The sequence below is a fragment of the Streptomyces antibioticus genome, assembly GCF_002019855.1.
Taxonomy (GTDB): domain Bacteria; phylum Actinomycetota; class Actinomycetes; order Streptomycetales; family Streptomycetaceae; genus Streptomyces; species Streptomyces antibioticus_B.
The window spans coordinates 238274-260013 of the sequence record NZ_CM007717.1 but is presented as its reverse complement, the minus strand read 5'-3'; the positions used below and the strand labels follow the sequence as shown (position 1 = coordinate 260013).

The 21740-nt window shown below is 71.8% G+C and carries 21 protein-coding genes and 1 riboswitch; of the genes, 4 read left to right on the top strand and 17 right to left on the bottom strand.

What is annotated here, in order from left to right; genetic code table 11:
• Positions 1 to 235 precede the first annotated feature (235 nt).
• On the top strand, positions 236 to 1582 hold the full coding sequence (gene gdhA / locus AFM16_RS01195) for an NADP-specific glutamate dehydrogenase (protein WP_078631727.1): 1347 nt from the start codon (positions 236 to 238) through the stop codon (positions 1580 to 1582).
• Positions 1583 to 1636: 54 nt separating this feature from the next.
• On the opposite strand, the gene AFM16_RS01190 is transcribed toward gdhA, so the two are convergent.
• Entirely contained in the window at positions 1637 to 2530 is an 894-nt protein-coding gene (locus AFM16_RS01190; RefSeq protein ID WP_078631725.1) for a hypothetical protein, read from the bottom strand.
• A gap of 179 nt (positions 2531 to 2709) precedes the next feature.
• On the opposite strand from AFM16_RS01190, the gene AFM16_RS01185 reads away from it, so the two are divergent.
• Positions 2710 to 3204, top strand: coding sequence for a hypothetical protein (locus AFM16_RS01185; protein ID WP_030788839.1), 495 nt, complete (start codon positions 2710 to 2712; stop codon positions 3202 to 3204).
• A gap of 7 nt (positions 3205 to 3211) precedes the next feature.
• On the opposite strand, the gene AFM16_RS01180 is transcribed toward AFM16_RS01185, so the two are convergent.
• Genes AFM16_RS01180 through AFM16_RS01140 form a run of 9 tightly spaced genes read right to left on the bottom strand, consistent with a single transcriptional unit; the run spans position 3212 to position 13247 of the window.
• Complete coding sequence (locus tag AFM16_RS01180) at positions 3212 to 4549, bottom strand: LLM class flavin-dependent oxidoreductase (protein WP_078631723.1); 1338 nt, start codon at positions 4547 to 4549, stop codon at positions 3212 to 3214.
• Positions 4546 to 5892, bottom strand: a complete 1347-nt coding sequence (locus AFM16_RS01175) for an LLM class flavin-dependent oxidoreductase (RefSeq protein WP_078631721.1) — start codon at positions 5890 to 5892, stop codon at positions 4546 to 4548. Before AFM16_RS01175 ends, AFM16_RS01180 begins: the two co-directional genes overlap by 4 nt.
• A 48-nt stretch (positions 5893 to 5940) precedes the next feature.
• Entirely contained in the window at positions 5941 to 6717 is a 777-nt protein-coding gene (locus tag AFM16_RS01170; RefSeq protein WP_078631719.1) for an ATP-binding cassette domain-containing protein, read from the bottom strand.
• A complete protein-coding gene (locus tag AFM16_RS01165; protein WP_078631717.1) occupies positions 6714 to 7502 on the bottom strand; it encodes an ATP-binding cassette domain-containing protein in 789 nt (262 codons plus the stop codon). The genes AFM16_RS01170 and AFM16_RS01165 overlap by 4 nt, the downstream gene beginning before the upstream one ends.
• The gene (locus tag AFM16_RS01160) at positions 7499 to 8350 is read right to left on the bottom strand and encodes an ABC transporter permease (protein WP_078631715.1); all 852 of its coding nucleotides are present in this window, start codon (positions 8348 to 8350) and stop codon (positions 7499 to 7501) included. Before AFM16_RS01160 ends, AFM16_RS01165 begins: the two co-directional genes overlap by 4 nt.
• Complete coding sequence (locus tag AFM16_RS01155; RefSeq protein ID WP_078631713.1) at positions 8347 to 9297, bottom strand: ABC transporter permease; 951 nt, start codon at positions 9295 to 9297, stop codon at positions 8347 to 8349. Before AFM16_RS01155 ends, AFM16_RS01160 begins: the two co-directional genes overlap by 4 nt.
• A 7-nt stretch (positions 9298 to 9304) precedes the next feature.
• The gene (locus tag AFM16_RS01150; RefSeq protein WP_078631711.1) at positions 9305 to 10858 is read right to left on the bottom strand and encodes an ABC transporter substrate-binding protein; all 1554 of its coding nucleotides are present in this window, start codon (positions 10856 to 10858) and stop codon (positions 9305 to 9307) included.
• A gap of 59 nt (positions 10859 to 10917) precedes the next feature.
• Positions 10918 to 12222: an O-acetylhomoserine aminocarboxypropyltransferase/cysteine synthase family protein gene (locus AFM16_RS01145; protein WP_078631709.1), complete on the bottom strand. Its 1305-nt coding sequence runs from the start codon at positions 12220 to 12222 to the stop codon at positions 10918 to 10920.
• Entirely contained in the window at positions 12219 to 13247 is a 1029-nt protein-coding gene (locus AFM16_RS01140) for an isopenicillin N synthase family dioxygenase (protein WP_078631708.1), read from the bottom strand. The genes AFM16_RS01145 and AFM16_RS01140 overlap by 4 nt, the downstream gene beginning before the upstream one ends.
• Positions 13248 to 13562: 315 nt before the next feature.
• Positions 13563 to 13649, top strand: a riboswitch (ZMP/ZTP riboswitch).
• A gap of 42 nt (positions 13650 to 13691) precedes the next feature.
• Between AFM16_RS01140 and AFM16_RS01135 the strand changes: the two genes are divergently transcribed.
• On the top strand, positions 13692 to 14555 hold the full coding sequence (locus AFM16_RS01135) for a bifunctional 5,10-methylenetetrahydrofolate dehydrogenase/5,10-methenyltetrahydrofolate cyclohydrolase (RefSeq protein ID WP_078636794.1): 864 nt from the start codon (positions 13692 to 13694) through the stop codon (positions 14553 to 14555).
• Between the two features lie 9 nt (positions 14556 to 14564).
• Here the strand turns inward: AFM16_RS01135 and AFM16_RS01130 are convergent, their stop codons facing one another.
• Complete coding sequence (locus AFM16_RS01130) at positions 14565 to 15233, bottom strand: TetR/AcrR family transcriptional regulator (RefSeq protein WP_078631706.1); 669 nt, start codon at positions 15231 to 15233, stop codon at positions 14565 to 14567.
• 74 nt (positions 15234 to 15307) lie between these two features.
• Here AFM16_RS01130 and AFM16_RS01125 point away from each other — a divergent pair, with 74 nt between their 5' ends.
• Positions 15308 to 15730: a Dabb family protein gene (locus tag AFM16_RS01125; RefSeq protein WP_078631704.1), complete on the top strand. Its 423-nt coding sequence runs from the start codon at positions 15308 to 15310 to the stop codon at positions 15728 to 15730.
• Positions 15731 to 15788: 58 nt separating this feature from the next.
• Here AFM16_RS01125 and AFM16_RS01120 read toward each other — a convergent pair whose 3' ends face one another.
• From AFM16_RS01120 to AFM16_RS01095, 6 genes are all read right to left on the bottom strand, one after another.
• Positions 15789 to 16772: a quinone oxidoreductase family protein gene (locus AFM16_RS01120; protein ID WP_078631702.1), complete on the bottom strand. Its 984-nt coding sequence runs from the start codon at positions 16770 to 16772 to the stop codon at positions 15789 to 15791.
• A gap of 140 nt (positions 16773 to 16912) precedes the next feature.
• Positions 16913 to 17653: a class I SAM-dependent DNA methyltransferase gene (locus AFM16_RS01115; protein WP_078631700.1), complete on the bottom strand. Its 741-nt coding sequence runs from the start codon at positions 17651 to 17653 to the stop codon at positions 16913 to 16915.
• 52 nt (positions 17654 to 17705) lie between these two features.
• Positions 17706 to 18914, bottom strand: coding sequence for a phosphotransferase enzyme family protein (locus tag AFM16_RS01110; protein WP_078631698.1), 1209 nt, complete (start codon positions 18912 to 18914; stop codon positions 17706 to 17708).
• Complete coding sequence (locus AFM16_RS01105; RefSeq protein ID WP_078631696.1) at positions 18911 to 19711, bottom strand: ABC transporter ATP-binding protein; 801 nt, start codon at positions 19709 to 19711, stop codon at positions 18911 to 18913. Before AFM16_RS01105 ends, AFM16_RS01110 begins: the two co-directional genes overlap by 4 nt.
• A complete protein-coding gene (locus tag AFM16_RS01100; RefSeq protein WP_078631694.1) occupies positions 19708 to 20553 on the bottom strand; it encodes an ABC transporter permease in 846 nt (281 codons plus the stop codon). The genes AFM16_RS01105 and AFM16_RS01100 overlap by 4 nt, the downstream gene beginning before the upstream one ends.
• Positions 20550 to 21626: an ABC transporter substrate-binding protein gene (locus AFM16_RS01095; protein WP_245177590.1), complete on the bottom strand. Its 1077-nt coding sequence runs from the start codon at positions 21624 to 21626 to the stop codon at positions 20550 to 20552. Before AFM16_RS01095 ends, AFM16_RS01100 begins: the two co-directional genes overlap by 4 nt.
• Positions 21627 to 21740 lie beyond the last annotated feature (114 nt).

The following is a 21740-nucleotide window of genomic DNA, read 5'->3' as shown; positions in this document are numbered from 1 at the left end:
GTGTAAAGAAAGTGTCAGCTCTCGTGTGCACCGTGCGCGTCCGAACAAACGTGTTCTCGGGCCATTGGTGGAAACGGCCTGACGACAAGAGGGGGCGTGAAGGCACGCCCACAGCACCGAAATCGGATTCCGATCCTCTGACACCGCGCCCACCGCCGTCCGTATTCGTTGTCACCACAGTGGCCAGGCAGGCCGGACCGGATGGTGCCTGGCGGACGACAGAGAGCAGGCGCGCATGAACCCCAGTGCTCACATCGAGGCCGTCTACGCGGAGGTCCGCCGGCGCAACGCCGGTGAGACCGAGTTCCATCAGGCGGTGGGAGAAGTGCTGCACACCCTGGCCCCGGCGCTGCAAGCGCACCCGGAGTACGCCGACTCGTCGATCCTGGAGCGGCTGTGCGAGCCCGAGCGCCAGGTGCTGTTCCGGGTGCCGTGGGTGGACGACGCGGGACGGGTCCGGGTCAACCGGGGGTTCCGGGTCGAGTTCAGCAGCGCGCTCGGCCCGTACAAGGGCGGACTGCGCTTCCACCCGAGCGTCAACCTCGGCATCGTGAAGTTCCTGGGCTTCGAGCAGATCTTCAAGAACGCCCTCACCGGACTGGCGATCGGCGGCGGCAAGGGCGGCTCGGACTTCGACCCCAAGGGCCGTAGCGACCAGGAGGTCATGCGTTTCTGTCAGGCGTTCATGACCGAGCTGTACCGGCACCTCGGCGAGCACACCGACGTCCCCGCCGGTGACATCGGGGTGGGCGGGCGCGAGATCGGCTACCTCTTCGGCCAGTACAAGCGGATCACCAACCGCTTCGAGGCGGGGGTCCTGACCGGCAAGGGCATCGGCTGGGGCGGCTCACAGGCCAGGACCGAGGCCACCGGCTACGGCGCCGTGTACTTCGCGCAGGAGATGCTGGCCACGCGCGGCTCCGGCTTCGACGGCCGCACGGTCGTCGTCTCGGGTTCCGGGAACGTCGCCGTCTACGCCATCGAGAAGGCGCACGCGCTGGGCGGGTCGGTGGTCGCCTGCTCCGACTCCTCCGGCTATCTGGTCGACGAGGACGGCGTCGACCTGGACCTGCTGAAGACCGTCAAGGAGGTCGGGCGGGCGCGCCTGTCGGCCTACGCGGAGGCCAGGCCCGGGGCGCGGTTCTCCGAGCGCGGCTCGGTCTTCGAGGTGCCCTGCGACATCGCACTGCCGTGCGCCACCCAGAACGAACTGGGCGGACAGGAGGCGGGCGCCCTGGTGAAGAACGGCGTCCTGGCCGTCAGCGAGGGCGCCAACATGCCGTGCACGCCCGAGGCGATCGAGGTCTTCCGGGAAGCGGGCGTCCTGTTCGGCCCCGGCAAGGCGGCCAACGCGGGCGGCGTGGCCACGTCCGCGCTGGAGATGCAGCAGAACGCCTCCCGCGAGGTGTGGACCTTCGAGCAGACCGAGACCCGGCTGGCCGACGTCATGCGCGGCGTCCACGCCCAGTGCCGCGACACCGCCGAGACCTACGGCGGCACGCCCGACGACTATGTCCTCGGCGCCAACATCGCGGGCTTCCTGAAGGTGGCGGAGGCGATGACGGCCCAGGGCGTCGTGTAGCTCCTCACCGCGGCCCGGCGTACGCACCGTCAGGGAACGGAGCGGGAGCGACGATCACCGCCGACCCGGCGGTCGTGACTCCCAGCGCAGGCGTACGCCGGTGGCGCGGGCGATGAGCCGTAGATGCGGTCCCGTGTTGCCGAGGTACCAGATCGCCCGGTCGGCACGGGGCCATGCGTAGGCCGGAACTCCCTCGTCCAGGAGCGAGGGCAACCGTGGCTCTTCCAGGGACGCGGCGGAGAACGCGTAGAGCGCGGCCAGCCGCGGGGCGATCAGGCCGTAGTCGAGCATGCGGGCCAGGGCGTGTTCGTCGAGGACGGCCTCCTCGACGGACACGGTCAGCGGGTAGACGGCCGGGAAGGACCGGCCGAGGTCCAGGAACATCCGCACACCACGGCCGCGCGGGTCGGCCAGCCGGGGGCCCAGCGCGGCGAGCGGACCGAGGGCGAGCCGGGGACGGATCAGCATCGCGTGGGTGAACAGGACGCGGAGCAGCGCGACGTTCATCATGAAGCGCTCCACCTTCTGTTCCGCCGCCGCCAACTCCTCGTGCCGCAGATAGCCCGCGACGATGCTGGCGTTGTGCGCGCGGTACCAGAGGCCGGGGGACGGGGTCCGGATGAAGTCGAGCCAGAACTCGACGCTGCGGGCGCTGGGGGTTCCGGGGACACCGTCGGTGAGCAGGCGGGCCTCGGCCTTGTCCCGCAGCAGCCGCTCGTTCACGGCCCGCCACCAGGGGCTGCCGCCCGGTGCGTCGACGGACTCGGGCGCGAGGACGCCGCGTGAGCGTGACCAGTGGGTGAAGCTCAACTCGGCGTTGCCGTACGGGCGGAGAGCGGCGGAGGAGAGGTAGAAGTTTCGCGCCAGTGCGAACCGCTCGGCGGCGCTGTCCCGTACGCGTGCCACCTGCCGCTCGGCACGTGCGGAAGCGTCGGTGGCGTCACTCATGGCGGCCGCCGCCCGGTCGGCTCGGAATCATGCGAGAACCTCAAGAACTCCAGGTAGACACAGCAAACGCGGACCACGCTATCCGGCACCGACGCGATTCCCAGGAAGGCCCGCCCCGAAAACAGGCCCACCCCGAAAACAGAGCTGCGCCGGATCGGGGCGCCGGGCAGGATAGCCGGGTGGGTGATCTTGCGTGGGACGACGTGAGCTGTTTCTTCGATCCCGATCTGATGGGACGGCTGCCGGACGTGCGTGTCCCCGACACCTCGGTGGAGGACTGGCAGGCCGTCCTTGACCTCATCGAGGTGAGGGGCTGGAAGGCCGAGTACTCCGAGGGCACGACGGTGCTGCCTCTGCCTGCGGCTGCGGCCGTGCTGTCCCGTCCCGGGGACGCCGAGTGCCCGAACCTGCGGGTCTGGCCGACCGCCGACGTGCTGGCGATCTTCCGCTTCGGCGGCGCCGACGAGATCGACTTCGACGTCGACCTGTGGGAGGTGCGGGGGCAGGAGCGGCTCGACGTCTTCTGCGGTTTCCTCGGGGAGATCGGGCGGCGCCTCGGCAAGCCGGTGCTGGTGGAGCCGGAGGGCTGCTACGGCCATCCTGTGCTCGGCTTCGACGTCGGCGCCGACCGTGTTGTCCTCATGAGTGATCCGCCGAGTTGGGGAAACGGGTGACGGGTGACTACCCCCGGCCGGGTGGGCGTGGCAGGCCCAGGTGGTCTCGGAGGGTGCGGCCCGTGTAGTGGGTGCGGAACAGGCCGCGGGTGCGGAGTTCCGGGATGACGAGTTCGGCGAAGTCGTCCAGGGTGCCGGGCAGGTACGGGAAGATCACGTTGAAGCCGTCGGCCGCGCCGCCGAGGAACCACTCCTCGATGTGGTCGGCGATCAGATCCGGCGGGCCGGTGATCGTGCGGTCGTCGTTCGCCACCCGCCGCACCAGGTCGCGGATCGTGAGGTTGTCGCGGCGGGCGGTCTCGTAGATCTGCTGCTGGGCGGTGCGGGACTGGTTGGAGACGGGGAGTTCGGGCAGCGGGCCGTCGAGCGGATACGCGCTGAGGTCGAACCCGCCGAGCCAGTAGGAGAGGTCGGCGAGGGCGACCTGCGGGGGCAGCAGCGCGGTGAGCCGGGAGAGTTTCCGCTGTGCCTCCGCCGCCGTGGGCGCCGTGATGACCGACAGCGCCGGAAGCACCTTGACGTGGTCCGGATCGCGGCCGTGGACGGCGGCGCGCTCCTTGATCTCCGCGTAGAACTCCTTGGCCCGGTCGAGGTCGGTGATGCCCGAGAAGATGACGTCGGCGATCCGTGCCGCGAGGTTCTTGCCGGCCTCGGAGGCCCCGGCCTGCACGATGACCGGATGTCCCTGCGGGGGCCGTGCGATGTTCAGGGGCCCGGCGACCTTGAAGTGTTTGCCCTCGTGGTTCAGCGCGTGCAGCTTGCCCGGGTCGAAGTAGACGCCCGAGACACGGTCGTGGCGGAAGGCGTCGTCGTCGAAGGAGTCCCACAGCCCTTTCACCACGTCATGGAACTCCTCGGCGCGGTCGTAGCGCGTGGCGTGGTCGAGATGGGCGTCGAGGCCGAAGTTCTGGGCCTCGCCGTCGTTGAGGGAGGTCACCACGTTCCAGCCCGCCCGGCCACCGGAGATGTGGTCGAGGGAGGCGAAGGTGCGGGCCACGTGATACGGCTCGTTGTAGCTGGTGGAGGCGGTGGCGATGAGGCCGATCCGGGAGGTTCCGGCGGCGAGCGCGGCCAGCAGGGTGGTCGGTTCGAACGAGTCGTTGACGACGCTGACCCGGCTGAGGACGTCCTCGCTCGCGAACGGCACCCCGACCAGATCGGCGAGGAACACCGCGTCGAAGGCGGCCCGTTCGGCGGTCCGGGCGAAGGCGAGCACCTCACGGATGCTGACACCCGCGTCCGCCGCGGTGTCCGGATGCCGCCAGGCGGCGAGGAACTCCCCCGGAGGCTTCAGGAAGGCGTTCAGATGGAGCTGCCCGGTGCGACGGCCGGTCCGGGGCGTCATCGTCCGCTCTCCTGGAGGTGCCGGTCACGGGCGGCCGGCCGCGGCAGCCCCAGGTTCTCGCGCAGGGTCGTGCCCTCGTATTCCGTGCGCAGAAGCCCCCGTTGCTGCAACAGCGGCACCACCTGGTCCACGAAGTCCTCGGCGGGGCCCGGAAGATAGGGGAAGGAGATGTTGAACCCGTCGGCCGCGTAGGCACGGAACCACGTCTCGATGTGGTCGGCGATCTGCTCGGGGGTTCCTGCCACGGCGGCGTCCGTGGCGAAGCGCAGAGCGAGTTGACGTATCGTCAGGCCCTCGGCGCGAGCCGTTTTCAGCAGCAGGTCACGACGCGACTTGCTGCGGTTGCTCTCGGGGATGTCCGGCAGCGGGCCGTCCACCGGGTGATCGCTGAGGTCGAGGTCGCCGATGTTGTCCTGGACGAGGCGCCGCGCGACGTCGTCGTGGACGAGGTCCCCCAGCTCGCCGAGCCGCTGCCGCGCCTCCGTCTCGGTCGCGGCGACGAGCGGCGAGATGCCCGGCCACACCAGCACATGCGCGGGATCGCGGCCATGGGCCGCCGCCCGTGCCTTGACGTCGGCGTAGAACGCCTGCGCGGGGCCGAGTTCGTACTGCGAGGTGAACAGGACCTCCCCGTGCCGGGCCGCGAACTCCCGCCCCGTCGGGGAGGATCCGGCCTGGAAGACGACAGGATGGCCCTGCGGCGGCCGTGAGATGTTGAGTGGTCCGCGCACGGAGAAGTGCTCGCCCCGGTGGTGCGGGGTGTGCAGTCCGGCGGGGTCGTAGTAGCGGCCGGTGGCCTTGTCGCGTACGACCGCCGCGTCGTCGAAGCTGTCCCAGAGCGCCTTGACGACCTGTACGAACTCGTCGGCGCGGCGGTAGCGCAGTTCGTGTTCGAGGTGGCGGTCGAAGCCGAAGTTCGCCGCCTCCAGCGGGACGACGGAGGTGACCACGTTCCAGCCGGCCCGGCCGCCCGAGATGTGGTCAAGGGAGGCGAACTTGCGGGCGATGTGGAAGGGGTGGTTGTAGGTGGCGGTCGCCGTCGCCGCCAGGCCGATGTGCTCGGTCACCAGGGAGAGCGCGGCCAGCAGGGTGATCGGTTCGAAGTGCTCGGCGCGGCCGGTGCGCGACAGCGAGTCGAGCTGATGGCCCCAGACGGCGACGACGTCGGCGAGGAACAGGGCGTCGAACCGGCCGCGTTCGAGGGTGCGGGCCAGATCGGCGTGGAAGGCGAAGTTGAGCTGTCCGTCGGGGCGGCCGTCGGGGTGCCGCCAGCCGGCGATGTGCCCGCCGGAACCCTGGACGAGTGCGCCCAGGGAGAGCCGACGCACGGGGTGTGTGGTCATCCGGTCCTCCAGGTCATAGAGGTCCTCCCGGTCGTAGAGGTCCTGCGGTCAGGCGGGCAGCCGTGGTACGGCGGCCAACAGGCGGCGCGTGTAGGGGTGTTGAGATTCGGTCAGCACAGACGCGGCCGGGCCCTGTTCGACGGCTCGGCCGTCCTTCATCACCAGCACGTCCGTACACAACCGCCGTACGACACCGATGTCGTGGGAGACGAGCAGCAGCGTCAGGCCGTACGCCTCGGCGAGGTCCTCCAGCAGGGCGAGGATCTGCGCGCGGACCGACACGTCGAGGGCGCTGAGCGGCTCGTCGCCGACCAGGACCTTCGGGCCGGGGGCGAGGGCGCGCGCGATGGCGATGCGCTGCCGCTGGCCCCCGGAGAACTCGTGCGGATACCGGTCGCGCACGGACGGGTCCAGCGCCACCGCCCGCAGGAGTTCGTCCACCCGGTCGTCGTGGTCGCCCGCCACCTTCAGGCATTCCAGCGGTTCGGCGACGATGTCGCGGACCGTGGCGCGCGAGTCGAGGGAGCCCATCGGATCCTGGAGGACGACCTGCACCTCGCGCCGGAACCAGGGCAGTCGGCCCCGGTGGACCGGGCGCCCGCGGTACTCGACCGTGCCGGAGTCGGGCCGCTCCAGCGCCAGCAGGAGCCGTGCCAGGGTGGACTTGCCGGATCCGGACTCCCCGACGACCCCCAGGCTTCGGCCCTCCCACAGCTCCAGCGACACGTCCCGTACGGCGTGCCGGTGCGCGGGCGGTGCCAGCAGGGAGGCGCGCGGCAGCCGGTAAGCGCGGCTGAGTCCGGCCGCCCGCAGCAGCACGGTCATCGGGTGACCTCCTCGGATCCGGTCGCGCGGGCGGCCTCCACCAGCGCGCGCGTGTACGGGTGCCGGGGCTCACGCACGAGGGCGCCGGTCGCGCCTTCCTCCACGAGTCGTCCGTCCTTGAGGACGACGGCCCGCGGGCACAACTGGGCGACCACGGCGAGGTCGTGGCTGATGAAGAGCAGCGAGGTGCCGTGCTCCCGCACCAACGCGTCGAGCAGCGACAGCATGTCGGCCTGGACGGTGACGTCGAGCGCGGTGGTGGGTTCGTCCGCGATGAGGAGGGCCGGGCGGGTGGCGAGGGCCATGGCCAGGCCGACGCGCTGCCGCTGGCCCCCAGAGAGCTGGTGCGGCCACGCGCGCACGATCAGCTCCGGATCCGGCAGACCGACCCGCGCGGCCAGTTCGACGGCCGCCGTACGCGCGTGCCGCCGTTTGAGGCCCCGGTGCAGGCGGAGGGGCTCGGCGAGCTGTGCGCCGATGCGCATCAGGGGGTTGAGGGCGCTCATGGGCTCCTGGAAGACCATGGCCATCCGGTCGCCGCGCAGCCGGGACAGTTCCCGGTCGCCGAGGCCGAGCAGTTCCCGCCCGCCGAACCGGACACTGCCGGTGGCCCGGGCCCCGTCGGGCAGCAGGCCCATGACGGCCAGGGCGGTGAGGGACTTGCCCGACCCGGACTCGCCGATCAGCGCGAGGCGTTCCCCGGCGGCGAGGGAGAGGCCGAGACCGTCCACGGCGGTCGTACCGCCGATCCGCACGCTCAGTTTGTCGACCGTGAGCAGGCTCATGCCTCCTCCCGGATCCGCAGGCGGGCGTCGGCGGCCTCGCGCAGCCCGTCCCCGAGCAGGTTGAACCCGAGGACGGAGGCGGCGACGGCGAGCCCGGGCCAGACGACGAGCAACGGGCGGGCGGTGATGTACTGCTGCTGCTCGTGCAGCATGCGCCCCCAGGAGACGGTGGGCGCCGGCGCGCCGAACCCGAGGAACGACAGGGCCGCTTCGGCGAGGACCGCCACCGACAGCACCAGGGAGAGCTGCACGACGAGCGTGGGCGCGATGTTCGGCATCAGATGCTTGCGGACGACGCGCCAGGTCCCGGCGCCGGCGGCGTGGGCGGCCAGCACATAGTCCGTGGTCAGCACCCGCGCGGCCTCGGCGCGTGCGATCCGGGCGAGGTTGACGCCCGCCCCGACGCCGACGGCCGTGACCACGGTCCAGGTGGAGGCGCCGTGCACGGCGGTGAGGATCATCGCGATCAGCAGGACGGGGAACGCGATCAGCACATCCGTGAACTGGACGACGACGGGCCCGATCCAGCGCGGCAGCAGGACAGCGGCCAGGGCGAGCGTCAGCCCGACGAGGGCCGCCACGGCGGCCGCGAGGACGGCGGTGAGCAGGGTGGCGCGGGCCCCGGTCAGCAGTTGGCTCAGCTCGTCGCGGCCCAGCCGGTCGGTGCCCAGCACATGCCCGCCGGACAGCGGCAGCAGCCAGCCGTCCTCGGGACGCGCGAGAGTCGGGTCGTACGGTGTCCAGACCAGGGAGACCAGCGCGGCCAGGACGAGCAGGCCGACCAGTACGGTTCCGGCGAGGCCGCTGCGGCTGCGCAGGAGGGCACGGACGACGGGCGGCGTGCTCATAGGGTGCTCCGCAGCCGTGGGTCGATCAGCCGGTGGGCGAGGTCCACCAGGAACCCGACGACCAGCACCGCGGCGGTGAGCAGCAGGATCTCGCCCTGCACCTTGTCCAGGTCCCGGTTGCCGACGTCCGTGATCAGCATCTGGCCGACCCCCGGCAGTACGAAGACCTGCTCCACGACCACCGCCCCCGCCACCAGCGCGGCGATCTGGAGTCCGAGCACCGACACCACGGGCACGGCCGCGTTGCGCAGCCCGTGCCGCAGCAGCGCGCTGGTGCGGGTGCGGCCCTTGGCGCGGGCGGTGCGCAGCCAGTCCTGGTGCAGCACGTCCAGGACCGCGGACCGTACGAAGCGCAGCAGGACGGCGCCCTCGGCGAGGGCCAGCGTCAGCCAGGGCAGCACCAGACTGCGCAGCGCCTGCCCGGGCTCGGCCCAGCCGTCGACGGGGAAGCCCTGCGCGGGCAGCCAGGGCACCTGGACGGCGAAGACCACGACGAGCAGCAGCCCGGTCCACAGGGTGGGCAGCGCGATGCCGAGCTGGCCGACCGTGTTGACGGCACTGCCCAGCCGCGAGTCCCGGCGGACGGCGGCCAGGACACCGAGGGGGACGGCGAAGGCGAGCGCGAGGACGACGGCGCCCGCGGCCAGCGGTCCGGTCACCGCGAACTTCTCGGCGAGCTGACCGGACACGGAGGTGCCGTCCAGCACCGACCGCCCGAAGTCACCGGTGACCACACCCCCGATCCAGTCCCCGTACTGGGCGGCGAGCGGCCGGTCCAGACCCAGGTCGTGGCGTACGGCCGCGACCTGGGCCGGGGTGGCCTTGATGCCGCCGATCGTCTGGGCGACGTCCCCGGGCAGCAGGCGCAGCGCCAGGAACACCAGCACGCTCGCCGCGAGCAGGGACACCACCAGCAGCGCGGCCCGGCGCAGCAGGAACAGGGTCACCCGTGCCTCACTTCTTCGCCACGGCGAGATCCGCGAGGCGGTAGCGGTTGCTGGTGAAGTTCCGCGGGACGCCGGTGACTCCGTCGCGCACGACGGTGAGGGTCTGGCTGACGAACAGCCAGTCCGCGGCGGCGTCTTCGGACACCTGCCGGGCCGCCTTCTTCAGCAGGGCGTCGCGGGCGCCGTCGCCCTCGGCCGTCCGGGCTGCCGCGTACCACGTGCGCACGTCGGCGTTGTCGTAGCCGAAGTAGTAGTCGGGGTTGGCGAAGTTGTTCAGGTCGCGGGCCTCGGCGTGGTCGACGACGCTGAGCTGGTAGTCGTGCTTGGTGTAGACGGCGTCGAGCCAGGTCTGGAACTCCACCGGCCGCACGGTGAGTTGGATGCCCACCTGCTTGAGCTGGGAGGCCAGGTAGTCGCCGATCTCCGCCGGGTAGATGGTGGGGATCTGGACGGTGAGCTTGAGGCCGTCGCCGTAACCGGCCTGCCGGAGAAGCTTCTTGGCGCCCGCCGGATCGTAGGCGTCGATCGAGGTGAGGTCCTCGTACCCGGGGTCGCTCGGCGGTATCGGGCCGCCGACCGGCCTGCCCGCGCCGCCGAGGATCTTGATCAGGCCGGCCTTGTCGACGGCCCGGCGGACGGCGCGCCGCACCCGCACGTCCTTGGTGGGGCCCTCGGCGTTGTTGAGGGCGAGCGTGAACTTGTCGGTGGTGTCGCCGCGCAGCACCGTGTGGTCGGGGTTGTCGGTGAACGGCTGGAGCAGGGTCGCGTTCGCGCCGGTCTCGATGTCGGTCTGGCCGGTGCGCTGGGCGTTGTTGGCCGCGTTGTCGTCCTTGATGTAGTGGAAGACGACCTTGGCGACCTTGGCCTTCTTCCCCCAGTAGGCGTCGTTCCGGACGAAGGTGATGGACGAACCGCGCTTCCAGCCGCCGAGCTTGAACGGGCCGGTGCCGTTCTCCTTCCCCGCGAGGGAGGAGAAGTCGGTGCCCCGCTTGAAGACGATGCCGGCCCGGCCGGTCAGCCTCCAGGTGAAACCGGTGTCCCGGTGGGCGAGCGTGACGACGACGGTGTGGTCGTCGGCGGCGGTGACGCTCTTGACGGAGGCGAGCGCCGCCGCGTCGGGGTTCGTGGAGCCGGCCGCCGTCACCTGCCGCAGCGACCAGACGGCGTCGGCCGCGGTGACCTTCGTCCCGTCGTGGAAGGCGGCGTTCTTCGCGAGACGGAAGGTGTAGGTCAGCCCGTCGGGCGACTCCTTGAAGCTGGTCGCCAGGCTCGGGCGGACCTTGTTGTCCTCGTCGCGGGTCAGCAGGCCCTGGTAGATGTTGTCGAGCAGGATCTGGTCGAGGGCCGCGCCCGCCGTACCGGCGATGTCGAGGCTGGTCGGTTCCAGGACCAGGCGTACGTCGACGGTGGCCGCGGTGTCGATGGCGTCGGGCTGGGCTGCCTGGCTGGTCTGTCCGGTGTCCCCGGGGCTGTCGGCGGCGCCGGTGCCGCAGCCGGTCGCGGCCAGGCCGACGAGGACGGTCGTGGTGGCGGCGTGCCGGAGGGCGGTGCTGCGGCGCATGACGGATCGGGCTCCTCTGGGACGTGGGCGCGCGGAAGTGCGCGGGCGGGGGAGGGAGTTCATTCGGCGGCCGCTCTCAGGCCCGCCGCGAGGTCGGCGATCAGGTCGTCGACGCCCTCGATGCCGACCGACAGACGCACCAGCCCGGGCGTGACACCGGCCGCCGCCTGCTGACGGGCGTCCAGTTGGGCGTGGGTGGTGGAGGCGGGGTGGATGACCAGACTGCGGACGTCACCGATGTTCGCGAGATGGCTGAACAGCCGGACCCCTTCCACGAACCGCCGCCCCGCCCGCAGACCGCCCGCGAGTTCGAAGGAGAGGACCGCCCCGGCACCGCGTGGCAGATAGCGCTTGGCCTGCGTCCGCCACGGGCTGGAGGGCAGCGACGGGTAGTGCACCCGCCGCACTTGAGGCTGGTCCTCCAGCCAGACGGCGAGCGCGTGCGCGTTGGACACATGCCGCTCGATACGCAGGCTGAGCGTCTCCAGGCCCTGGAGCAGCAGGAAGCTGTTGAACGGCGAGACGGCAGGACCCAGATCGCGCACCAGCCGGGTGCGCAGCCGCAGCGCGTAGGCGAGCCCGAGGTCGGAGAAGGAGTCCCAGAACGACAGCCCGCCGTAGGTCGGATCGGGCCGGGTCAGCCCCGGCCAACGGCCGGGATCGGCACCGAAGTCGAACCTCCCGCCGTCCACGACGATCCCGCCGATCGCGGTGCCGTGTCCGGAGAGGAACTTGGTGGTGGAGTGCACGACGATGTCCGCGCCGTGCTCGAACGGCCGCAGCAGATACGGCGTGAGCACCGTGTTGTCGACCACGAACGGCACCCCGGCCTCGTGGGCGACCCGGGCCACCGCCTCGATGTCCAGGACGTTGCCGCGCGGATTGCCGAGGCTCTCCCCGAACAGCGCCTTCGTTGCGGGACGTACGGCCGCCGCCCAGGCACCGGGGTCGTCCGGGTCGTCGACGAACGTGACGTCGATGCCGAAGTCGGCGAACGTGTGTTCCAGCAGGGTGCGGGTGCCGCCGTACAGGGACGACGAGGCCACGATGTGGTCGCCCGCCCGGGCCAGGTTGAGCAGGGCGAGGCTCGTCGCGGCCTGCCCGCTGGCCACGGCGACCGCCGCCGAACCGCCCTCCAGGGACGCGATCCGGTCCTCCGCCACGGCGGTCGTCGGATTCGACAGCCGCGTGTACGCGTGCGTGGCGAGATCGCTCAGCTCGAAGGCCGCCGCCGCGTGCGCGGTGTCCCGGAAGACATAGCTCGCGGACTGGTGGACCGGTACGGCCCGCGCGCCGGTGGCCGGGTCCGGCACCGCGCCGGCGTGCACCTGCCGGGTCTCGAACCCCCAGCGTCCGTCGCTCATCGGGCGTTCTCCCGCCGGGCCAGGACGTCGGACCACCAGCGCTCGGCCACCCGCGGATGCGAACGCAGCCAGCCCACCACGGCGTTCTCCCCGAAGGCCGCCAGGAGCGGATTGTCCGGGTCGTCGCTCACGCCGCGACTGAGCGCCGCCAACTCCGGTGGCAGGAGCAGGGGTTTGACCACCGCGTCCAGACGCGGGCCGAGGAAGAAGGGAATCGAGTAGCGGTGGACACCGGGCTGCGGGCTGACCACCCGGTGCTGAGTGGCCCTCAGATAGCCCTGGGTGGCGATCTCCAGCATCTCGCCGATGTTGAACACGAACGCGTCGTGCACGGGCACCGCGTCGATCCACCCGCCGTCCTCGCGCCGCACCTGGAGCCCGCCGATGTCGTCCTGCTGCAACAGGGCGAGATAGCCGTAGTCCTTGTGCGCGCCCACGCCCTGATCGGCGTCCTGGGCGGCGCGCGGGGGATAGTGCACGATCTTCACATGGACGGCCGCCTCGTCGTCGAACCACTGGTCGAAGTAGCCCTCGTCCTGCCCCAGCGCGGCAGCCAGGGCCCGCAGCACCTCACGGCTCACCCGCAGCGCCTCCGCCTGCCAGCGCAGTACGGTGTCCCTCAACTCCGGCAGCGCGGACGGCCATTGGTTGGGTCCCACGAGCCGCACGTAGTCGGGGTCGCCCGGGCCCGTCGTCAGCGCGGCACGCTCGGGGCCGATGTCGATCTGCTCCCGCCAGTCGGGGCTGCCCGCCGTGTACTCGGTACCGGTGCGCGTATAGCCCCGGAACTGAGGCGAGTTGACGTTCTCGATCTCCAGCCGCTGGTGCTCCGGCAGCGCGAAGAAGGCACGCGCCAGGGCGAGCACCTCGTCGCGCAGCGCCCTGGGGACGCCGTGGCCGGTGACGTAGAAGAAGCCCGTCTCATGGGCGGCGGAACGGAGTTCGGCCAGGAAGGCGGCACGGTCGGAGTCGGGACCTCGGAAGCGGGAGATGTCGATGACGGGCAGAACTGCGGGCTGGGCCATGGGGGTCCTTCGAGGCAACGCCGGGCGGACCGCTCACCGGCCCTGGGACAGGGGCCGATCGGAGCGGACGGAGGAATCAGGAAACCGATTCAGGCGGGAGAGAGGTCGGAGGTCGCGAGCCGTCGTACGGCGTTCAGCGACAGACCTGGTCGAACTGGTCGGCGCGGCGGCTCACCCAGAACGGGTCGAGCAGCACGGCGTAAGCCGGTCCAGTGGTCTCCATGGCCGGATGAAAGCACACCCGGGACCGGCCCGTCCACCACGCGTCCCACCGCCCGAGACACCCCGGCCGCCGCGAGCGGTCCACTACAGTGGCGTGTGGGCCGTGACTGGCGCTGAGGTGGAGCACCACCGGGGAGCGGCCTGCCGAACCGGTCGATGCCGTGCGCCTGGGCGAGTGGTCAGCGACGCCTGGAGGCGACCATGTCCCGCACGCGCACGCACATGCAGACCCGGACGGCCCGGCTGATGGACGGGACCGCCCTGGCCCGGCGCGTCGTCGAGGAGACGTCGGTCAGGGCGGCGGAGATCACCCGGCGTACCGGTGTGACGCCGTGCCTCGCCACGGTGCTGGTGGGCGAGGATCCGGCCTCGGTGACGTACGTCCGGATGAAGCGGGCCCGGTGCGCGAAGGCCGGCATCGACTCGCGGCTCGTCAGCCTGCCGGCCGCCACCACGACCGCCGAACTCGTAGGCACCCTGCGGACCTTGTCGCAGGACCCCGCCGTGCACGGCATCCTGTTGCAGCACCCCGTCGGCCCGCACATCGACGAGCGGGCGGCGTTCGAGGCCATCGCGCCGGAGAAGGACGTCGACGGCGTCACGATGAGCAGCTTCGCCTCGATGAGCTTCGGACGGCCCGGCTTCGCGTCCTGCACCCCCGGCGGAATCATGCGGCTGCTGGACGCGTACGACGTCGAACTCACGGGCCGGCGTGCCGTGGTGGTGGGCCGCAGCGCGATCCTCGGCAAGCCCGTCGGCATGCTGCTGCTCGCCCGCGACGCCACCGTCACCTACTGCCACTCCCGTACGGCGGACCTGGCGGCGGCCGTACGGGAGGCGGACGTCGTCGTCGCGGCCGTGGGACGGCCCCGGCTGATTCGCGGCGAGGACATCAGGCCCGGCGCCGTCGTGATCGACGCCGGATACAACGCGGGCAACGTCGGTGACGTCGACTTCGACACCGCCCGCACCCGGGCCGGCCTGATCACCCCGGTCCCCGGCGGGGTGGGGCCCATGACGATCGCCGTCCTGCTGGAGCAGACCGTCGACGCGGCGTCCGCCCAGCTAGGGCTGGCAACTCGCTGAACAGAAGGCTCAGTGCGAGGCGGGTTCGTCGGCGCCGTAGGCGCGCAGGAAGACGTCCACCGCCGCCTCCGCCACATCGCGCAGCTCGGCGGCGGGGACCCGGCGGGTGCCCAGCCGGGAACGCGACTCCAGCGGGCCGGTGAGCAGGGCGAAGAAGTGCTCGGCGGCCCGCTCCGGGTCGCCGCCGCGCAGCCGGCCGGCCAGCGAGAGCCGGGCCAGCCGGTCGGCGAGCGCCGCGCGCGGGCGGTGCGCGGTGCGCTCCTGCACGGTGTCGATCAGATCGGGGAACTGCGACACCTGCGCGTACGTCAACGACCGCAGCGCGCGGGAGCGTTCACCGCAGCACACCGTCAGCAGCCGCCGGGCGAGATCCGTGAGCGCCGCCCGCAGGTCGCCGTCGGGGCCGAGGGTGCGCAGCCGTTCGACCGCGGCGAGGCTCTCCGCCGCCAGGGCGTCGGCGGCCAGTTCGACCGTGTGGCGGAAGAGGGTCTCCTTGTCGCGCAGATGGCTGTAGACCGTCGGTTTGGCGACGCGCGCCTCCTCCGCGATCTCCTGGACGCACGCCTGCGCGTACCCGCGCCGGGCGAAGACGGTGAACGCGGCGTCCAGGATCGCCTGCCGCTTGTCCACCCGGCCACGCGTCACGCCACCGGCCCCGCTTGACTCTACTGAACCCATGGGTTCATTCTAACTGTGCTACCAGCAAGGCAAGTTGACTGAACCGATGAGTTCAATCGAGCGGGTGGGAGACCATGATCGTTCACATGCTGCGCTTCGCCTTCAAGGACGGGACGACCGAGGAACAGAGGGACCGCGTCCTCGCGCTGATGCGCCGGACGGCCTCCGTGGAGTCGGTGTCGTTCGCCACCGTGGGACAGAGCCTGGGCGACCCCGCCGAGGGCCTCACCCACGGCTACTGCGTGGGCATCGCCGATCTGGCCGCCCTGGAGCGGTACATGCACGACCCGGTCCACCTGGCCGGAGACCCCGAGATCCTTCCGCACCTCGCCAGGATCCGCATCGGCCCCGACGTCTCCGACGACATGGACCCGGGGCTGGCCGGCGAGATCATGGCGCTCCACGAGAAGAAGGTCGCCCTGTACCCCGAGTGGGGCGCCCAGCTCGAACCGCTCGTCGAGATCGGGGTCGCCCCGGGCGGGCCGCCCCCGGCGTGACCGCCGCCGCCGCTCGCCTCGACGGCCACGCCCGGGGTCTCATCTCACGCGGGTGGCCTCAACCACCCACCCGCAGCACGGCCTTGCCCGTGTTCGCACCGGCCTCCAGCAGGCGATGCGCCTCCGACGCGTCGGACAGCTCGTACTCGGCCGTGATGTCGATCCGCACGTCACCGGACGCGGCCAGTCCCAGCGCGGCGAGGGTGTGCCGCCGCAGGGCATCCGGGTCCCGGCGGGAGAGGTCGCCGATGTTGTAGCCCGTCAGGACACGGTTGTTCTTCCACACCGGGAGGACCGGCAGGCTCAGGTCGGGATGCCGGGCCGCCTCCCCGTAGACCGCGACCCGGCCGAACGGCGCCAGGATCTCGAAGCTCGCCAGCCGGGTGGCGCCGCCGATCGGGTCCAGCACCAGGTCCACGCCGCGCCCGGACGTCGCCGCCCGGACCGCCTCCACGAAGCCGTCGCGCTCGAAGACCTCGTCGTAGCCGAAGCGGCGCGCGTACTCCGCCTTCTCCTTGGTGCTCACGGTGCCGTACACAGCCGCCGCCCCCAGCGACCGGGCGAGCTGCGCCGCCGCCGAACCGACTCCGCCCGCCGCCGCGTGGACGAGCACGGTGTCACCGGCCGCGATCCGGGCCGCGCCGGCCAGCACGCCGTACGCGGTCGTCAGCACGAGGGGCGCGGCACCGGCCGTCCGCAGACCGAGGCCCACGTCGGTCAGCGGGAACACGAACGAGGCCGGTGCCGACGCGTATTCCGCGTAACCGCCGCCGTCCGGGAGATACGCGGCGACCTCCTCGCCGAGCGTCAGGCCCGTCACGCCCTCACCGAGCGCCGCCACCGTCCCCGACGCCTCCAGACCGGTGACCGTCTCGCCCTCGGGAGCGCCGAAGTCGCCCAGCCGGTGCTGGACTTCGCCGTAGTTGACGCCCGCGTACGCCACCCGGATCAGCACCTCGCCCGGCCCCGGCTCCGGTGTGGGCAGCTCCACCGGACGCAGGACCTCCGGTCCGCCGACCTCCTTGAACGCGACCGCCTTCATACCGTCCCCCTTCGACGGGCGCGCCGCGCAGGGCGGCGGCCCGTGATCGTCTTCAGCTCTTCAGGGGTCCGGAACCCGCGCCCGAGCCGCCGTATTCCCGAACCGGCGACCACCGTCACGGCGCACCGACTGGGGGAATGTCAGGTCGGCTTGCGCCAGACGGAGATGTGCTGCGGGGACTCCGGGGTGAACGGCGACCCGTCCCAGTCCGCGACGCGCCGCTCCAGGTGGAGTCCGGCGATCTTCGCCATCAGGTCCAGCTCCGCCGGCCAGGCGTACCGGTGCCGGGAGGCGCCGCGGCGGTAGCGGCCGTCGCCGCCGTCGCGGGTGAAGTGGTGCGAGACCAGGATCTGTTCGACCAGGTCGAAGGTGTCGAAGCCGAGATGCCGGTCGGAGACGTCGAACGGCACCGCGACCTGCCCGGGCGGCAGCAACCGCAGCGGCGGCACGCCCAGTTCGACGACGAACCGGCCGCCGGGCGCCAGATGACGCGCGGCGTTGCGGAAGCACTCGACCTGCTCGTCCTGCGTGAGCAGGTTCGTGATGGTGTTGTAGACGAGATAGACCAGGCTGAACTCGCCGGGCACGACGGTGGTGGCCATGTCCCCGATGACCACCGGGAGCGTGTCCTCGTCGGCCTTGCGGCGCAGGACAGCCGCCATGGGTTCGGACAGCTCGATCCCCACCACGGGCACACCGTGTTCCCGCAGCGGGACGCCCACGCGCCCGGTTCCGATGGCGAACTCCAACGCCCGCCCGTCGCCCGCGAGTTCGGCGAGGAAGGCGACCGTCGGTCCGAGGACGGCGTCCGAGGTCCGCTCGGTCTCCTCGGCGTCGTAGCGGTCGGCGGTCTCACGGCTCCACAGCTCACTGCTCGTCATGGGCGGCTCCGGTGTCGGCGGGTTCCGGGGACGGACGCGGAACTCATCGGGATCATGCGCGTGAGCCTGCCCGCTCGCCGCCCGGTCCGCCACCGGATTTGCGACCGGAGAGAGGTGCGGATGCGGTCAGTCGCCGCGCGGTGTCCCGCACCTGGCGCAGGGCGAGACGGCCGGGTTCGGTGGTGAACCAGCGGGTGTGGTCGGTGAAGTAGGCGCGGGCCAGTGCGGTGTTCGCCGCCGAGCGGGTCACTTCGTGGAAGTAGTGCATCTCCGACAGTGCGTACTCGGCGTTGACCAGGGGCAGCAGCGCGGGCAGCGCTTCGGCCTCGGCCTCGCTGAGCGGGCGGACGGCGGCGTAGCCCTCCAACAGGGCCGTGAGGTGGGCGTGTTGCACCGACACATGGCGGTGGCCGCGTGGCAGGTCCAGCCAGCCGAAGACGTTGCGTTCCAGTGCCACCGCGAGGTCGTGGACGGCCGTGGTCCGGTCGCTGAGGTTGAAGTCGAGCACCGTGGACACGGTGTCCCCGCCGCCGGTCGTGTCCCACAGCAGGTTGGAGGCGTGCCAGTCGTTGTGCGTCCACAGCGGCTCCAACTCGGGCAGGAGCGGCGCCAGTTCGGCGTGCAGCGGCAGATGCCAGCGGGCCAGGTCGGCGTCGACCGGGTCGGAGCGCAGGGCGTCGGCGAGGGCCGGCCGCTCGGCGGCGTAGGCGGCGAGGGCGCCCTGCGGATCGGGGCCGCCGAACACGCGGAACGACGACACCAGCGGCTGGACCCGGCGGGCCGGCGCCCGGTGGCCGACGGCGGCCCGATGGAGCCGGGCGAGCGCGGAACCCGCCTCCCGGGCGTGATGGACCGAGGTGAACGGCGTCCAGGACAGCGCGTCCTGGTAGAGGTCCGTGCCGTGGCCCAGCGAATGCACCTCGTAGGTCCATTCGCCGCGCGCCGACGCGGCGAGGACGTCGACCACGGGCGCGCCGCGGGAGCGCAGATGGCGCAGGAAGGCGTGCTCCTCCTCCAGCCCTTCGAGGGTGCGGACGCCGGTGTGGTGCCGTTTGAGGAAGACGCGCCGTCCGTCGTGCTCCACGACGGCGGCCGCGGACAGCGGGCGGGGACTGTGCCAGTGCAGCCGGACCGGGCCGCCGAGCACGTCCGCCGCCTCGTCGGCGGTGAGGGGAGCCCAGTCGGGTTCGACGCGGTCGTAGCCGAGCCCGTGCGTGGCCGGCGGGGCGGGTTCCGTGGCGTTGCCGCCGGGTGCGGTCATCGGGCGGCTCCCGAAGGCGCGGCGAGCGCGGCCAGGACGCGTTCCTCGACCTCGGCCGCCGTGACGGCGTCCAGTGCGCGCGGGCCGTCCCCGCCGCGTGGCGGGCGGGGCACCTCGATGCGCGCGGTCACCGAGGCGGGCCGCGGTGACAGGACGTGGATGGTGTCGGCGAGCAGCACCGCCTCCCGGATGTCATGGGTGACCAGGACGACGGTCCAGCGGTAGGTGTGCCACATGTGGGCCAGCCAGCGCTGGAGTTCACGGCGGGTGAGGGAGTCCAGGGCGCCGAACGGCTCGTCGAGCAGCAGCAGCGGACGTTCCAGGACGACGGTGCGCAGCAGCGCCGCGCGCTGCCGCATACCGCCGCTGAGCTGACCGGGATAGCTGTGCTGGAAGCCGTCGAGGCCGAACGCGTCGAACAGCGCGGCGGCCCGGCGGCGGGCCTCCGTCCGGCGCACCCCCTGCGCCTCCAGACCGAGGGCGGTGTTGGCGAGGACGGTGCGCCAGGGGAAGAGGAGGTCCTTCTGCGGCATGTAGGCGACCCGGCCCGAGCGGGTGCGGGGAGGCTCCCCGTCGACCAGGATCTCGCCGGCCGTGGGCCGGTCGAGCCCGGAGACCAGGTTGAGCAGGGTGCTCTTGCCGCTGCCGCTGGGGCCGATCACGGCCGCGAACTCGCCCGGCTGGACGGACAGTTCGAGACCGCGCAGGACGTCGAGACCGTCGTAGCCCTTGTCGACGCCGCGCAGCACGAGCCGCGGATCGGGGGCACCGGGGGTGGTGCCGTCGGGGGTGCTCATGGGTGGTCCTTCCGCCGGGTGGCGCGTTCCCAGGGCAGGGCGAGGCGTTGGAGGAGGTAGGTCGTGGCGAACAGGGCGATGCTCAGGGCGGCGGTGACCGCCACGGCCGCGAAGACGAGGTCGGTGCGGAAGGCGCTCTTCTGCGCCTGCATGTAGATGCCGAGCCCGTTCTCCGCGCCCGCGTACTCGGCGAACACCGCGCCGACGACGGCGTAGGTGATGCTGACCCGCAGCCCGGCGAAGAAGTACGGCATCGCGCTGGGCACGCGGACCATCAGGAACGTGCGTGTCCGGCCGGCGCCCAGGGAGCGCAGCAGCCGCATGGCCTCCGGATCGGCGGAGGCGAATCCGGCGGCGAGGTTGGCGGTGAGCGGGAAGAACGTGGCGAGGGTGACCACCAGCATCTTCGGGAACAGGCCGAAACCGAACCAGATGATCAGCAGCGGTGCGACGGCCACGATCGGGATGGTCTGGGAGGCGACCAGAAGCGGGTACAGGCCCCGGCGGGCCCAGGTGGAGAAGTCCAGCAGGACCGCCACCAGCCAGGCGGCGACGAACGACATCCCGAACCCGGCGACGGTCTCCTGGAGGGTGGGCAGGGTCGCGTCCCACAGGTCCTGCCGGTTCTCCCAGCCCTGGGAGAGCACCCGCCAGGGGCTGGGCAGGACGGTGGGGTCCACGGCGGCCGCGCTGGTGTAGGTCTGCCAGACGGCGAGGAGCGCCGTGACGACGAGGAGCGGGGGCAGGACGATGGCGGGGGAGCGGAGCCTGCGGCGCGCCGAGGGGCGGGCGGCCTTGGCCTTGAGGGTGGTGGGCGAGGCGTCGGTGGTGGCGGCGGTCACGACTTCTCCGGGAGGTAGTCGTTGGTGAACCACGACGAGGTGTCCGGGGCGGCGGTCAGCTTCTTGCCGTCGGCGTCGCTGAGCAGTCCGGACGCGTACTCGAAGTCGGCGAACGCCTTCCAGCGGTCGGCGGACTGGGTGCCGAGGGAGCCGTCGGCCGCGCGGTAGTAGGAGTCGGCGAGCAGCTTCTCGCTCTGGTGCACCAGCTCGGTGTTGGTGAGCACGCTCTTGTTCGCCTCGATCAGCACATCCGCGGCCTTCGAGGGGTTCTCGACGGCGTAGGCGTAGCCGCGTTCCACCGCGTCGAGGAACTTCTTCGCCGTCGCGCCGTTCGCCTTGAGGTACCGGTCGGAGGACGCGATCAGCGTGGAGTAGATCTCCGGGAAGCCGTAGTCGGTGAGTTCGAAGTTCTTCAGCGGCTTGCCGCTGAGCTTCGCCTCCAGCCCCTCCCAGGTGGGCATCGGCATGGCGAAGTCGGCCTTGCCCGCGTAAAGGGCCGCGTACGCCGAGGTGTTGAGGGTGACCGACGTGAAGTCACCGGTGCCGCCCGCGTTCTTGATGACGGACCGGAGCAGCGGCTTCTCGTAGGCGGCGCCGAAACCGGCGTAGGTCTTGCCGTCCAGGTCCTTGGGGGAGGTGATGTCCTTGCGGTCGGCGGAGACCGCGATGGTGACGTTGGTCTTCTGGGTCACGGCGTAGACCGAGGTGATGTCCTGGCCGGCGGACCGGGCCGCGGTGAGGCCCTCCTGGTAGGAGATGCCGAAGTCGGCCTTGTGGCCGGCGATAAGGGTCTCGGGCGAGGTCGAGCCGTAGGGCAGGATCTTCAGGTCGATCCCGGCGTCCTTGAACCAGCCGAGCTGCTGGGCGACGTAGATGCCGGTGTGGTTGGTGTTCGGCGTCCAGTCGAGCGCGAGGGAGACCTCGGTGAGCCCCTTGGCGTCACCGTCGCGGGAGCCGGAACCGGAATCCGAGGAGCAAGCCGTGACGGCGAAGAGCGCGCCGACGGCGGTGGCCGTCAGTGCGAGGCGGACGGCTCGGCGGGGAGTGCGGGGCAGCAGGCGGGACGGGTTCACGGGACGGGCTCGTTTCTTGCGGCGGGCGGCTGGTGCCCGGTACGGGGAGAGGACGGCGAGGGGGTGACGGCTGCTGGTGCGGTGCGGTGCGGGCGCGGCCGGGACACGGCAGGG